The organism is Pectobacterium brasiliense (assembly GCF_013449685.1).
Lineage (GTDB): Bacteria > Pseudomonadota > Gammaproteobacteria > Enterobacterales > Enterobacteriaceae > Pectobacterium > Pectobacterium brasiliense_A.
In genome coordinates, this window is sequence record NZ_JACDSF010000042.1 from 1 (window position 1) to 14,338 (window position 14,338).

At 41.4% G+C, this 14,338-nt stretch carries 13 protein-coding genes; 3 read left to right on the plus strand and 10 right to left on the minus strand.

Going from position 1 to position 14,338, the window contains the following annotated elements:
* The 4 genes from H0248_RS16090 to H0248_RS16105 all read right to left on the minus strand — a co-directional run.
* Nucleotides 1–84 (minus strand): AlpA family phage regulatory protein (locus tag H0248_RS16090; RefSeq protein WP_180786095.1); only part of this gene is annotated, 84 nt, incomplete at its 3' end.
* 139 nt (nucleotides 85–223) lie between these two features.
* Entirely contained in the window at nucleotides 224–1,150 is a 927-nt protein-coding gene (locus H0248_RS16095; RefSeq protein WP_180786671.1) for a hypothetical protein, read from the minus strand.
* Nucleotides 1,151–1,370: 220 nt separating this feature from the next.
* Nucleotides 1,371–2,564: an MFS transporter gene (locus H0248_RS16100; protein WP_180786672.1), complete on the minus strand. Its 1,194-nt coding sequence runs from the start codon at nucleotides 2,562–2,564 to the stop codon at nucleotides 1,371–1,373.
* Nucleotides 2,565–2,567: 3 nt separating this feature from the next.
* Complete coding sequence (locus H0248_RS16105) at nucleotides 2,568–3,272, minus strand: type 1 glutamine amidotransferase domain-containing protein (RefSeq protein ID WP_180786673.1); 705 nt, start codon at nucleotides 3,270–3,272, stop codon at nucleotides 2,568–2,570.
* 142 nt (nucleotides 3,273–3,414) lie between these two features.
* Here H0248_RS16105 and H0248_RS16110 point away from each other — a divergent pair, with 142 nt between their 5' ends.
* The gene (locus H0248_RS16110) at nucleotides 3,415–4,332 is read left to right on the plus strand and encodes a LysR family transcriptional regulator (protein WP_180786757.1); all 918 of its coding nucleotides are present in this window, start codon (nucleotides 3,415–3,417) and stop codon (nucleotides 4,330–4,332) included.
* A 426-nt stretch (nucleotides 4,333–4,758) separates the two neighbouring features.
* Nucleotides 4,759–5,661, plus strand: a complete 903-nt coding sequence (locus H0248_RS16115) for a LysR family transcriptional regulator (protein WP_180786674.1) — start codon at nucleotides 4,759–4,761, stop codon at nucleotides 5,659–5,661.
* A gap of 38 nt (nucleotides 5,662–5,699) precedes the next feature.
* Here the strand turns inward: H0248_RS16115 and H0248_RS16120 are convergent, their stop codons facing one another.
* From H0248_RS16120 to H0248_RS16135, 4 genes are read right to left on the minus strand one after another with little or no spacing between them, the layout of a single operon-like run.
* The gene (locus H0248_RS16120) at nucleotides 5,700–6,581 is read right to left on the minus strand and encodes a polysaccharide deacetylase family protein (protein ID WP_180786675.1); all 882 of its coding nucleotides are present in this window, start codon (nucleotides 6,579–6,581) and stop codon (nucleotides 5,700–5,702) included.
* A 42-nt stretch (nucleotides 6,582–6,623) separates the two neighbouring features.
* The gene (locus tag H0248_RS16125) at nucleotides 6,624–7,355 is read right to left on the minus strand and encodes an HAD family hydrolase (RefSeq protein ID WP_180786676.1); all 732 of its coding nucleotides are present in this window, start codon (nucleotides 7,353–7,355) and stop codon (nucleotides 6,624–6,626) included.
* Between the two features lie 4 nt (nucleotides 7,356–7,359).
* The gene (locus H0248_RS16130) at nucleotides 7,360–7,935 is read right to left on the minus strand and encodes a DJ-1/PfpI family protein (RefSeq protein WP_015689825.1); all 576 of its coding nucleotides are present in this window, start codon (nucleotides 7,933–7,935) and stop codon (nucleotides 7,360–7,362) included.
* Nucleotides 7,936–7,956: 21 nt separating this feature from the next.
* Entirely contained in the window at nucleotides 7,957–8,676 is a 720-nt protein-coding gene (locus tag H0248_RS16135; RefSeq protein ID WP_024359926.1) for a cupin domain-containing protein, read from the minus strand.
* A 1,309-nt stretch (nucleotides 8,677–9,985) separates the two neighbouring features.
* On the opposite strand from H0248_RS16135, the gene H0248_RS16140 reads away from it, so the two are divergent.
* Nucleotides 9,986–11,095 (plus strand): hypothetical protein, encoded by a 1,110-nt coding sequence (locus H0248_RS16140; protein ID WP_180786677.1) that lies wholly within the window; start codon nucleotides 9,986–9,988, stop codon nucleotides 11,093–11,095.
* A gap of 389 nt (nucleotides 11,096–11,484) precedes the next feature.
* Here the strand turns inward: H0248_RS16140 and H0248_RS16145 are convergent, their stop codons facing one another.
* On the minus strand, nucleotides 11,485–12,564 hold the full coding sequence (locus H0248_RS16145; RefSeq protein ID WP_180786678.1) for an MBL fold metallo-hydrolase: 1,080 nt from the start codon (nucleotides 12,562–12,564) through the stop codon (nucleotides 11,485–11,487).
* A 383-nt stretch (nucleotides 12,565–12,947) separates the two neighbouring features.
* Nucleotides 12,948–14,216 carry a tyrosine-type recombinase/integrase gene (locus H0248_RS16150; RefSeq protein WP_180786679.1) on the minus strand — a complete coding sequence of 423 codons (1,269 nt, stop codon included), beginning with the start codon at nucleotides 14,214–14,216 and terminating at the stop codon, nucleotides 12,948–12,950.
* Between the last annotated feature and the right edge of the window lie 122 nt (nucleotides 14,217–14,338).

Genomic DNA, 14,338 nt, shown 5'->3' on the forward strand with positions numbered 1-14,338 from the left:
TTTCATATACAGATAGATTTGAGAGCGCTTCAGGCCAGTTTTTTCCTCAACCTGTTTCAGACGTAATAACTGATGAGATGTCACGGTATTCTCCTGTGGCAGATATAGCGCTAGCCGGGAGATAACACGACAACACAAAGTCGTGCTGTGGAGAAAGTTGATGAGCCCGTATTACGGAAAATACAATCCTTAATACGGGTTATCATAGCTAAGAGACATCATCTTACTTTTGTGTTGGTAGGGAAGAGGGCGAGCCGCGCTCAAGCGCAGTCTTCAGCGTGTCGCCACTGAATCGATCGGTAATGCCTTCCTCTGATGCCCATTGCTCAAAAATGGATAGCAACTTGTAAGGCTTTCCTATCAACGGGCTGATAGTTTCATTATTTTTGCAGGCAAGCCAGAGGAGGCGTGATAGAGGGGTGGATATCCGAGTTGGAGACGGTGGAAGTATTTCTTTTTCGATCGGTTTGTTGATCAACTTATCAAGTTCACTTTTTCTGAGGACAAAGCAGGCATCACTCGGTAATTCATGCATAGGAAAATAATATTTATGCGAATCTTTCTTTATAGCGTTTAGTATTATATCTTCGTAATCATCTGATGAAATATCTTTAGGTGGCCTTTTTACGTGTCGTTCGATTCTTTCATGCCATGTCATCTTTTCGAAAAGTTGAAACGTTTCCCCCAATAAACAAACTGTAATGCCATAATTATTCGACTTTGCTCCTGTTACAGGTGATGGTATCTTTAATGAATGTGCAAGTAAATGCTGTATAAGGACATATTCATAGCCGAGCAATGTTGTGTCAATGACTCTTTGTACAGGGTGGATATATCTTCCTTCAGTACTGAAAGTTAAATTATTTTCGCTGACAAAGGAACTTTCGGCAAGCGTGAATGATTTCATCGTTGACGAGGTTTTTATTGGTCTTAGCTTTAATTTATGATTTTTTGATTTAATTTTCCTCAATATTACTGGGGATTGAAAATATATTGAAAGCCGAATTTTCCCTTGCAGAGCAAATCGATAAAAATCACTTTTTCTTATTTTACACCCATTCAATCCATTGAAAAGTCTTACCGCCTCCCTGATAGTTAGCCAGTCTGCAATTCCATCTCTAATGTTTAGGTAAGTTGGATTGTCTGACATAATACATCTCCTTTCACACAATTATATTGCTGATGAATTTCGCTGTGTTTTTGAAAGATGTTTAAAATTCTGATTGAAAAGAAATAGGCCGGATTAATATAGGCCTATTTTATAAAATAAAAAATAACCTGTGTTTGGTTGTGACATTTTTCAAAGAGGTAAAATAAAATGGCTCAGTGATTTGGTGTTCACTGAGCCATTTTAAATGCTATGTGTACTATCAGGAGTAATCGGAGGTGGTGCGTCTTTTATTCGAATTTATTTGTAATAACATCCACAAAATACCAACGATTACAACTCCGCCTCCAACCCAGGTAGGGCTTGTAAGACCAGTAACATCCAGTGCTACACCCCCCAATAGCGACCCTAATGCAATTCCTCCGTTAAAACCGGCAATATTCAGTCCTGCTGCCACAGCTGGAGCTTCAGGTGCATGTATGTGAGATAGCCCTATCACTCTTGCTTGCATTGAGGGGACCGCTGCGTATGTCAATGCTCCAAGCAACCCAATAAACAGGGCCATTAATATTAAGGATGAGACAGAGAACCACATAGCAAAGAGGACGATCGCCAGACCAATAAGAATTGTCATCACGGCACGGTCTGCACCTTGCTTGTCAGTCAGGCGACCACCCCAGACATTCCCGATAGCGGCCATCACGCCGTAGACCAACATAAGCAAACTACTCGTCCGCTCGTCTAGATGCGTTACCTGAAGTAGAATTGGGGAAATATACGTATACAGGGCAAAAGATCCTGCATAAGCCAAAACTGTAATTCCTGCTCCCGCAAGCAGTAGTGGGTTGAACATGGATTTTAAACCGTCCATGGCATTTGCTTGCAAGGAGGGATCATTCTGATCCGTGGGCATCAGCATTGCCAATCCAATGAAACCGATCGCTCCACTTGCCGTTACTGCCATGAATATAGACTGCCAACTCAACAGACTACCGATGTAGGTACCAAGTGGTACGCCTAATGCCAACGCAATTGTAAGACCGCCAAAAACGACCGAAACAGCGGCGCCGGCACGATGTCGCCCAGCCAGTTGGGTAGCCACACTTGAAGCAACAGCAAGAAACACTCCGTGCCCTAAACCGGAAGCAAATCGTGCAATCAACATAGGCGTTAGGGACTCAGACGCACTGACGATACCATTGCCAACTGTAAACAGGCCCATAGCAACAAGTAATAATCTTTTACGAGGCCATCGTGTTGCCAACGCAGTTAATCCCGGAGCACCAATTACGGCGCCGAGAGCGTAGGCTGTCACCGCTGTACCTACATGACTGACACTGACGTTTAGATCAGCAGATATCCTGGAAACTAAGCCGATCGTGACAAATTCAGTGAATCCCAAAGCAAAAGCGCAGAGTGCAAAGACATATATAACAAAAGGCATGCGTTCTTTCATAACTTAGGCTCTTCTATTTTCAATTGAAGCCAACAAAGGCAGCATTGCCTCAGCGACTCCTTTTGCGGAAGCGGGATTCTGTCCGGTCACTAATCTCTCGCTGACAATCACCTGAGGCTGAAAATTTGCGGCTGCAAGATGCTCGGCACCTCTTTCCTTCAACGTGTCTTCAAGTAAGAATGGAACAATGTCGTACAACCCTACAGCACGTTCTTCATCGTTGGTAAAAGCTGACACCTTTTTGCCCGTAACCAGATATTCATTATCGGAAAGCCGAATATTCACCAATCCGGCGGGGCCATGACAAACCGCAGCGACAACGCCACCTTTTTCATAAATTCGTGATGAAACACCCGCCAACTCTATATTGTCAGGGAGATCCCACATCGTCGCATGCCCTCCTGCATAGAAGACGGCGTCATAGACGTCAGGATCAATCTGCGAGGGTTTTAATGTGGTTTTAGTTGCCTCGCGTAAGGAATCATTATTCCAAAAGGAGGCGTTAACCGGATCGCTGAGGTCTAAACCGTCAACATGTGTCTTGCCCCCCTTGGGACTCACAAAATCAATTTCATATCCTTCTTTTGTAAGTACATCGTAGGGGTGAGACACCTCAGAAAGATAGAAACCACTGGGTGCGGCATCTTTACTCTCGGCTTGACCTTTACGGTCATGGCTGGTCAATACAAACAGGATACGTTTAGGCATTTTAACTTCCTCTATATGGGGGGACTTAAAGCAAAATTCTTCTGACTGCATGCGACATAACAGACTTGTCATATTGAGTCTTATTGTGGAACAATCTATTTATCCTTTAAATAGACCTAAATGGACAAACACTTACCCCAAAATGAACAAAATAAATTTGAGAAATGACGACCTTGAAGTGTTTTTACACGTCGTCGACAGAAACAATTTCTCTGCCGCAGCACGAGACCTACAGATACTCCCCAAGATGGTGAGCAAGCAGATAGCCAGGCTGGAAACTGCACTTGGCACTACACTTTTTGAAAGAAACACCCGTAATCTACGTATTACAGACGAGGGCAGAGCTATAGCTGAGAGGGCTCGCGTAGCGTTGAGCGTTCTGGATGAGATGAAGGAACTTTCCCGAGGGGATAGTGAGGAGTTAAGCGGAAATATTCGTTTGACTGTGCCCGCACCGTTTGGCCGAAAATATGTTGCTCCTGCGATCGCTGCATTCTGCCAAGTACATCCGAGGGTGGGCTTTGATTTAAGGTTATCTGACCAAATCCAGGATCTTTACAGTGGTGATTTCGATCTGGCTATTCGTATGGGGGATCTGGCGGATTCTCGCCTTCTGGCCAGAAAAATAGCAAATAATAGACGTATCCTCATCGCATCGTCCGAATATCTGAAGAATCATCCACCCATTGAGCGACCAGAAGATCTTTTAAATCACAACTGCTTAGTATTTGCTTACCCGGGTTTTTTACACAATTCATGGACGTTACGTAAAGCCGGTCATGAAAGAAGCATCAGCGTTACTGGCAACCTTATCAGTGACAACGGAGATGTATTGCATGCCTGGAGTTTGGCGGGGCTTGGCATATCTCTTCGAGAAACTTGGGATATTCATGATGAATTGAGGGCTGGGAAACTTTGCCGAGTTCTGCCTGATTGGGAAGCAAACACATCTCAGATCAGTGTTGTCCGGGCGCGGCGAGAACCTATACCCCGTAGGCTAAGTGTATTTATCGATTTCATGACTGAAAAATGGAAACGGGCACCATGGGATGATGATTAATGTTCCGAAAGGTAGTCCGAACCGGTCTAACAGAAGCTAACCGCTTCGCTGACCAACGGAATTTGTGATAACTCGATTTGAGTTGAGGTTGTCAACGTTAATAGATAAAAATACAATGATTGTTTAGCTAATTTAATGGTTTAGCGACTATCACACCTCAGAGTATGTAATAGAAGATAATACGCCAATCCTAATCATATGGTATGTTTGAAACCTTAATGCTAACCAGATATAACGCACATAAAAGCTATTTATATCAATTGGTTATGTTGTTATATGCTATCCTTGCCCTATAAGATTCTTTAATTGTTAAAATAAGTTAATATGTGTAGAAGCATTAACGAAACATCTTTATAACATAATACTGTGCAGGCTTTCGATTTTATGTCGTAATCGGAGAGCTTCAGGCTCTTAAGGGTGCGCAGTATGAGCTATCTGGTTCAGTTACGAAGTTTTGTTGAAGTATACAAAGCTGGTTCGATTTCAAAAGCGGCAATGCGGTTGGGCATAAGCCAGCCTGCAATGTCTGCCCACATTCATTCACTTGAGGCTTTTACCGGGTGTGTTCTCTTTACTCGTCGTTCACATGGTGTGGTGGCGACAGTGGATGGGGAGGAATTGGCGAGATTGGTGGCTTCAGATTTAGAAACGATTGAACTGAAGTTGTCGATGCTTAGATCACGTACAAGAAAGTCCTCGGGGACAGTATCTTTCATCGGGCCAGCAGAATTAATGTGGTCAAAATTACCGTACTTGGTGAAAATACTATTCAATGAAGGTATTAAATTTAAAGTTTTGACAGGAAATAGGAAGCGCATATACAGCTGTCTTCTGGACGGAAGTTGTCAATTAGGTTTCACGACTTCTATGCCGGATAAACAAAAGTTTGGATATGCTGAAATTGGAATGGAAAAGTTAATAGTTGTGGTAGCGTCACTTATAGCAGACAACTTCAAAGAAAACGAGGACGTGATTGATACGCTGTCGAAGCTTCCTCTAATAGCTTACGATGAACAGTTACCATTGATAAGGGAGGTTTTCCAGGATTCTTCGCGATTTTTTGCACTGCTTCGTCCGTCTATTACTGTACCGGATTTGCGGATTTTAGAAAGAATGATCCGAGAAAATATTGGTTGGACTGTGATGCCTGAGTATTTATGCGCCCAAAGCATAGCAGGAGGTCAGATCGTTGAAGTCAATGTCCATGAGAGACTCCCCGTAAATTCAATCTATTTGGTATGGATTGATAGCTCATTACGTAACCCACTCGTTTCAGGAATCAGAGACAGAATCCTCGAACTATCAAAAAATAGCGGATTTATGGTTTGAGATACATAAAATAGGCAGCCTTATCGGCTGCCGTGTCATTATTTTATCCGTGGCGATCGCTTGGCATAGTCATCTGCAATGTCATTCAATTTTAGGAATTTCACCCCTGGATGACCAAGCATATGAGTTAAGAGGCGTTCGAGCATCATTAATACGTGCGGGCGTCCAGATACGTCCGGGTGAATCGTAAAAGTAAAGATCGCATATTCATGCTCACGGTAGACCCAATCGAATTGATCCCTCCACAACTGTTCGATGTCCCTGGGATTCATGAAACCTTGGCTGTTGGGTTTTGTTTTCATGAACATGAAAGGAGGAATATCGTCGATTGTCCAACTGGCGGGTAATTCAATGAGGTCCGTCTCTTCTCCGCGTACCAGCGGTTTCATCCATTCGGTCGGTGTCTTGGAATAATCTATCTTGGTCCAGGAATCACCTTTCCTGACATAATAAGGCTGATGATCATGATGCATTAGTGAATGGTCATATTTGATGCCATTTTCTAATAGAAGATCTGTGGTTACAGGAGAAAATTCCCACCATGGAGCGACATACCCAGTAGGTCTCTTCCCTGTTAATTTTGTGACCATGTCAATGCCTTTTAGAAGGACTTCTCTTTCTTGGTCAGGCGACATAGATATTGGGTTTTCATGACTGTAATTATGAACCCCGACCTCATGTCCAGCATTGACAACTGCTTCCATTTGCCGAGGAAAGGTTTCAATGGAATGACCAGGCATAAACCAGGTTGTGGGGATATTAAACTGGTCAAATAGATTTAGAAGACGCGGAGTACCTACTTCGCCAGCGAACATACCGCGAGATATATCGCTTGGAGAATCTTCTCCCCCATAAGAAGATAGCCAGCCTGCAACGGCATCTACACCCACTCCAAAACCACATAGTATTTCTTTCGCCATGAGTTATTACTCCTCATACAGAAAAATTGAAATAATATTGCGTTAAGAGGGTTTCTTGACTAATTTCAAGAGAGCCTCGGTATCTAATTCATTAATTCCTTTTTGTAGCGCGATTAATTTATGCTCAGGGATGTTGTATCCCCAATTAGCCCAAAATGATTGAATGCCATGATCTAATGCATCAATAACATTTTGGATATTGTCATCAATAAATAGAATATCCTCTTTTTTATCGAAGGCTATTGATTTTAGCAAGGTAAGAGTCTTGTTTTTGTCGGTCATCCTCCCATATATTTTATTCGCGGGTATGTTTAAACCATATTTACTTAGAATGAATAATATAGACTCTTCATCCTTTCCTGATACAATATAGATATCATTAGCTGTTTCAAATAAATTTGAAACATCCAATAGCGGACGGTGTAGTTCAGACCAAAAACTAGGGTAGATACTTCTTGCCAGCTTCCTATAATGAATGAACTTATCCCTGAATATTTTCTTATCTTCAGTTGGAATTGATTCATATATAGCAGTGAATCTGTCATTATCTATAGCTTCGTTACCAAATTCAGTGAATGAGGCAATAAAGTGACCGTCATGGCGTACAAAATTCCTTAATTTCCTGAACCGTTTAGCCATCAGGCGTGGGATGTTTTGAAGTACATCTTGGTTAAAATCACTGAGAGGTCTGTCATGTAATACATTCCATGTAATTAGCATGCATTCGTCTACTCCATCAACCACGACCCCGTCGAAATCCATTGCTATTAACATCGAATTATACCACCAGCGGTTCTTTAAGAGTTTCGCCGCGCTTCCATCTATCTATTGCATCGAATGTCTGACGCATAAATTTTCCACATTCGGCATAATAGGAGCAAGTTATGATATTCCCGTCGACAACTACATCTGCTTCAATTACATTGGCGCCGGAATTAACCATATCGTCTTTCAGACCAACATAAGCGCAGGCGAGTTTGTCTCTTAGAATACCGGCAGAAATCATAATCCAAGGACCATGGCAGAGCCCAGCCACAACTTTCCCCTGTATTACCATCTGCTTTAGAAAATCTTTAACTCTCTGATCTTGGCGAACTCTATCAGGCGCTTCATGACCGCCAGTGAGAATAACAGCATCAAAATCAGTGGCGTTGAGTTGATCAAAATTAATATTGTCTTTGGATCTTTTATCCATAGGAACAGTGATGCCATATTTCCCTGTCACTGCACTTCCATCCTTTGTTGCAATAGATATATCGTATCCTTCCTCTTTAGAACGATAGTAAGTATAAACTACATCGTGATCCTGAAAACCTGGACCAGTGATTATCACTACTCGTGTCGGATTAGACATGTTATTTTCCTTCTTATTGCGTTACGGGACGTTAATTAAAAATACATTCTGACCACAGTACATTTCTGAGATGGCATCTTTAGCTCGTAGGATATGAATCTTTCCCATTAGATGGCTTTTTACATCTAATGAAATAAAAATAAAATCATCCTCGTCATTCAACATTTTCCTATCAAGATTTTTGACGGAAAAGTATGCTAATTTGTGTAGGTCATGTTCTCTGATCAATGTGCCTGCAGCTATCTGTTGCAAAGGAGGTAAAAGATCATGTTCCTGTGATTTCTTTTCATATGCCATATTTTGCCGGCCATAATTATCTTTAAGTCTGAGTAAGTCGAATTTGTTTCTTGGATTTTCAACTTCAATTAACTCGATGCCTGATTTTCCCGAAATAGTCTGATGGAATACACCTTTTGCAATATATATGCTGTCGCCAGATTTTAACGCCTGATGTGTACCATCAAGAAATCTGGTCTCGCCATCACCATGTAGGCATATAAGGACGGTGTCTTTCAGTATATGACAATGCATTGAAGTGGATTGATTCTTTGATATATGAAGGCGCCATACATCAAAAATAGAATCACAATAAACTCTATACTCATATCCCCATGGTTTTTCTATGAATCCATTGAGATGTAAGTCTTTCTCAAATGACTCACCATTATTTGAAGTTGAAAGTAGAATTTTGTTTATTTCAAGCAAGTCATATACATTTGGAGTCCGGTTGTGGATTTCCATATGGTCGCTCCCCCGCTAATTGAATTGCTGAATGTTGATTTCACTTCGGTCAATCGTTCTGTGATTTCAGTCTATAACGGTTATTTAGTTGGAGAGAAATAACTTTTATGATGATTACCTATATTGTTTCTTTTGATCAGTCCTTCGTACTCAATAATTACTGAAAACTATGCTTCTATACTTGGGTACTGTTAAAGATGCATAGATTCTATGCCGTCAGGAGGTCATAGCTCACAAGCGATTAAGATGCTCAGCAAGATGCCGAACTCGGACGTCAGCACGATACAGCTCATGATATATGTATTCGATGTTTACCAGAGGCCGCTTTATGTGATCCGGTAGGGACGGGGTACAGGTCAGTAAACCAGTCTGTCTCCATCAGTAGCATGCATGCCGAACCTGGGGACATTGTGGAGGTCGATACCAGCGGAGTGGTGATTGTCCTATGCGCAAAAGCTGAAGATGTCGCCAGAGTCTCTCATGAGATCGAGAAAACGAAGTCGCGGATAAGTGCATTGGACAATGAGGGTACCAGAGCGAATACGGAAAACCTGACGCGCCTTTTATGCCAGCTCAATGCAAGGTGCTTAAAGGATTTTCCTGGGGGGTAGGTAGTATGTTCTGGCCAATAACTTAAGTATGGCATCACGTTGATGCCGGACGTCAGCCAGAGAAACATCGGAATAAGCGCTTAAGGCACCGGAGCATGAAAAGCAAGAAGCCCGTTTACTAGACGTGCTTCTGAAATTTGGCCTCACTGATCGGGATCATCTTTGACAGTAACTGTCTAATAAGTAAGCTAAAACTGAGTTTCCTTTCTGTTAAGACCACGAATTGTTGCGGGTAACATAAATCTGGGTTGAGCAATCCCTGGCATGTGTTGATCGTTTCTATCGTGTTCCTTGAAAAGGAAGCGTAGCTAGAGCGAACATTGAAGAGTCTGTTCTAAGATAAACTGTGTCCATAGAGGTTTGACTGTCTGCTCCGTGCCAGAAGCGGAAATTGACTACGACTGAATAGCAGTTTTTAGATAATCCATGAATAAATATCCCAAATGCCTAAGCTTTTCATCAACAGTGAAAACTGATTTAACGTTTAGCTTTTAACCCCCGTCTTGCGGGCTCGAAACCGTTCCAGCACTCACCTATTTTGGTAAATATATCTGGAAGCGGTTGAATGGGCGCAGGTTAAAGGTTAATTTCTTATGAGTAAAATTCATGAATGAAGGTAATATGATTTTCTTCTTGCGTGTGTTTTGCTTTTGAAAAATACTGTTACCCAATCCAATCTCAACCTACAGGTATTGAAAGTGAAAAAAACTCCTCCATTTCAAATACCGCCACCAAGAAACTGGCAAGACTTTGAGAGTTTATGCTGCGACTTGTGGGCGAGAGTATGGAATGATCCAAACACTCAAAAAAATGGCAGGGGCGGCCAAAGTCAACATGGCGTTGATATTTTTGGTAGTCCATCAAATGCTTATGGAAAATATTATGGAATTCAGTGTAAAGGAAAGGATAATTACAGCGGAAGCATCCTTACAATTAGTGAACTAAACTCAGAAGTAGAGAAAGCTTCAAATTTCCTGCCTAGTATTGAGTGCTTTATCATTGCTACAACGTCAGTAAAAGATGCTGTCATTGAAATGAGGGCAAGAGAAATAACTGAAGAAAATAGAAAGAAAGACAGTTTCACGGTTCATGTATTTGGATGGGCTGACATAGTAGAAAAATTATCCGAACATCCAGAAGTTATGGATAAATACTATTCTTGGGCTGTACCATCTAACGATCCGAACAAAAAGCTTTTTGAATCATGGTATAGAGATGCCGATATAAAAAATCTGCAAAAAAACTCCAACATTATTCCCTTTCAGCTTTTTAATATCAGGTTTACTGGTGGCTTTTTAAACACCCTTCATTCGTATTTGATGAAAATTGAAACCAATTTAAGAGCATTTCCTTCAAACTCTGCAAGCCAAAACCTTAGGGATGCTATTGTTAATTTTAACCATGTTGCTACTGACGTGTTGAAATCGTGCCATGAATTTGAAAATAGATACGATATTGAGTCTGATGTTTACACTTACTGGATTGATACCAAAGGTCATCCATATAATAAGCAAGGGGAGTTCATTGAGTTTAAAAAAGGAGTCCTTAAGGTTCTTTTTTACAATCTTGTGAAAGCTGCCAATTATGTAATCCACATCCGTAATTCTCTGCACTTCGATAGCAGTCGAACATTAGATTTTATAGGTTTCATTGAGAACTTTAACTATAATTATCCGCTTTTCGGAGAACCGCACCCGTCCCCAGAGTACTACCCGCTTTACTCGGTTCAAGAAGTGGAAGAGGTTAGATTTTATCAGGGCTTAGAAAATATTAAACAATATGTTCATGACCAAGTATACAGCGACTAACATGGAGCTGATGGTGGAAAATTTGCCGTAGACGGCGGCGTTAATTTCCGCTTCTCGCTCGTAGCAGACCTTCAGCGTCACCTGTTTGTCTGCTGTGTGCTAGGACCGGACTTTGTAAACAAAACTCGTTCTTACTATTCATTTGGAATTATATTAATGCGTTGTTTTCAATGATTATATAAATAGAGGAGCTATGGAATAAATACTGGCGGCGTTTTTTAGAACATGAAAATACTATAACAGAAATGAAAAGCATTATATTTTTATCTTCTAATAAGATAATTGTCGAGTCTAAAAATAGATCGTTTACATTGTTATACTGATTAATATAAACGATTGTATTTTTTTAAGAATCTAATTTCTTATTTAATGGGAAGAGATTAGAGTTTTCACTTCACAAAGAAATGTACCCTTGTAGATGGATTCTCTGTAACCCCTAATAAAATCCCATAGTTTTTTGTAATCGATGCAGTGGTAAAAGAACCTGGATGCCCGTGTTTATTAGTGGTCCCGTATGATATAACTGAATATAGGAACTCCTTCATATTAATTTCATCCCTGTAGTTCTCTGATGAGCCATGATGCGGAATCTGTATAACTCCAGTTAAACTGTAATACTTATTAAGAATACGGTCTGTTACCCTCCATGCATCATCATGAACCTCATAGTCTCCAAAATATATACAGCCAGCATCTGTCGAAATAAATGGAATAAAGGGTGGGAAATGTAAAGCTAACGACAACTGCATGTGCTGACTATATTTCTGCTCCGAATTAGGTCCTGAATAAACAACCATTGAATTTTCATTTTGATTTTTTGGTAGTTTCTCAAATGCTTGTTTTATTTCTCTTTTTCTTTTTTTGGTATTCCAGGCAGTAATGAAATCTGCCGCGCTATTAAATTCAATATTATGATGCTTTAAGAATCGCTTGAAAATTGAAGAACGATTGCTATTGTCATAGTTGATCGGAATAAAAATCCAGTTAGGAACACATGAATGCAATAAAGTACCGCTATTAATAACATCACCATTATCCAAAGCATCGATAGTTCTCTCCTCTGGATCATCCCCATACATGTATTTTTTTACTAAAATAACTTTTGTTTGGGGTGAGATTGATTTTATCGTTTCGACAGGATTTATTGTTAATTTCGTATCAAATGAATTTAGATTGCCATCAGTATACATAAAATCAAGCACATGTTCATATACATCGTATTGGGGGATGAACACTTTCTCAACTTCGAAATTTGAAAGCAAATATTCCAATCCATTAATATGATCTCTGTGAAAATGCGATATGAATAAAGCATTAATGATATCGTTTTCTTTAAAGTGATTTTTTATATATTTTTCGATTCTTTTTTTTCCATCAGTATCGGTTCCACAATCATATACAAACCTAAAATCATCAAACTCTTCTGTATAAAAAGCGCCTTGCCCTATCGAATGAAAAGTTCTAATCATTATAACTCCACTTTTGCGATATAAAATTGATTATGTTGACTTTATAGTACTTGTATTTCATGGAAATACAAGATCTTTAAATTTCAACATTTTTTAGTTGCGCAGTATTATTGGCAATGTACTAAAATTAAATATATTAGCCTGAGCATGCAACTACTATGAGCCAGTAAGTTTTTATGTCCGTTTCTCGCTCATAACTGACCCAATCCGTTTCCGTGGATAGATCTAAATGATAAGCGGACCTCACACTTTCGATTCACGCAGGTCAATTCGGTTGAAGATGCTTATAAACGGCTTAACAATTTCTCCGAGTTGAAGCCAGAAAAATACCGTACCAGTACAGACTGATACGGCTATTTCTGTGGTTTATTTTGTCAGAGGGCTTATCCCATTGCGCAACTGATTTCCTTCCCACAAATATAAGGTGGAGCATACGCTTTCCGGCACATATCCAGATAATCCGACCACCATTGCATCATCGCTTTACGGGCATCGAGATATTCTGCTTTATGGAGGTAAGCCGCTCGAACGCTGTTACGCTCCTGGTGACTCATCTGCCGTTCAACCGCATCCTGTGCCCATAGGCCAGACTCCATCAGGGCACTACAGGCCATTGCACGGAATCCGTGGCCGCAGATTTCATCTTTCGTGTCATAACCCATCAGCCGCAGTGCCTTGTTGACCGTGTTTTCGCACATCGGTTTATACGGATTATGATCACCCGGAAATACCAGCTCCTGATGCCCGGATATTTCCCGTATCTGTTTCAGAATAGTGATGGACTGGCTGGAGAGAGGAACGATATGCGGTGTGCGCATTTTCGCTCCACGCCCGGAATAGCGGACACCGGGGATTGCCTCGCGAGTGGCAGGAATGGTCCAGATTCTGTTCCTGAAATCGATCTCAGACCAACGGGCGAAACGCAGTTCGCTGGAACGTATGAACAGGTGCAGGGTGAGTGATACTGCCAGGCGGGTTAGTTCTCGTCCTTGCTGATAGTCCTCTATGCGAGCCAACAGCTCCGATAGTCGCTCCAGTGGAAGGGCAGGGTAGTGGCGTTTAACGGGAGGGGCGATGATACCGTCCAGATTTGCCGCCGGATTGTTATCTATCAACTCCTGATGCACGGCATGGCGCATGATGTTGCACATATGCTGCCGGGAACGTGCCGCCACTTCCAGTAGGCCCTTTTTCTCAATCCCTTTCAGCAGGTCGATAAAATGACGTGGTTTTAGTTCAGAGACAGGTAGATGCCCAATGATCGGAAAAATATGGTTATTCATGCTGGCGAGCAGACGGACGGCATGATTCTCAGACCATGCTCTGTTGCTTTTATGCCAGCTCAGTGCAACAGACTTGAAGGTTTCTTCTGGCAACGCAGTGGCTCTTTCAGCGGAGCGTTGTTGTGCTGGATTGATATTCTGCACCAGTAGCTTACGGATACCGTCACGCTGTTGACGAGCATCAGCCAGAGAGACATCAGGATAAGCACCTAAGCCGAGGCGGGATTCTTTTCTATTGATGCGGTATTTGAGATACCAGAGACGTGAACCGCCTGGATTAACCAGCAGATATAGACCATGAGAATCGGAAACTTTGAAGGGTTTAGCGGATGATTTTAAGTTGCGGATTTTTGAGTCGTTAAGAGACATTTGGGGGTCACTCCGTCATCGAACCAACTTGACCCCAAATCTGACCACCAAATTCTCCCGATGCGGAGGGAAAACTGAAAATGCATCGGGAAGACTTTTCACGCTAACTCATTGAATCGGAA

Coding starts and splice junctions, on each gene's coding strand:
- H0248_RS16095 (WP_180786671.1), bottom strand. CDS start 1,150: ATGTCAGACAATCCAACTTACCTAAACATTAGAGATGGAATTGCAGAC.
- H0248_RS16120 (WP_180786675.1), bottom strand. CDS start 6,581: ATGGCGAAAGAAATACTATGTGGTTTTGGAGTGGGTGTAGATGCCGTT.
- H0248_RS16130 (WP_015689825.1), bottom strand. CDS start 7,935: ATGTCTAATCCGACACGAGTAGTGATAATCACTGGTCCAGGTTTTCAG.
- H0248_RS16135 (WP_024359926.1), bottom strand. CDS start 8,676: ATGGAAATCCACAACCGGACTCCAAATGTATATGACTTGCTTGAAATA.
- H0248_RS16105 (WP_180786673.1), bottom strand. CDS start 3,272: ATGCCTAAACGTATCCTGTTTGTATTGACCAGCCATGACCGTAAAGGT.
- H0248_RS16145 (WP_180786678.1), bottom strand. CDS start 12,564: ATGATTAGAACTTTTCATTCGATAGGGCAAGGCGCTTTTTATACAGAA.
- H0248_RS16115 (WP_180786674.1), top strand. CDS start 4,759: ATGAGCTATCTGGTTCAGTTACGAAGTTTTGTTGAAGTATACAAAGCT.
- H0248_RS16110 (WP_180786757.1), top strand. CDS start 3,415: ATGAACAAAATAAATTTGAGAAATGACGACCTTGAAGTGTTTTTACAC.
- H0248_RS16125 (WP_180786676.1), bottom strand. CDS start 7,355: ATGTTAATAGCAATGGATTTCGACGGGGTCGTGGTTGATGGAGTAGAC.
- H0248_RS16150 (WP_180786679.1), bottom strand. CDS start 14,216: ATGTCTCTTAACGACTCAAAAATCCGCAACTTAAAATCATCCGCTAAA.
- H0248_RS16100 (WP_180786672.1), bottom strand. CDS start 2,564: ATGAAAGAACGCATGCCTTTTGTTATATATGTCTTTGCACTCTGCGCT.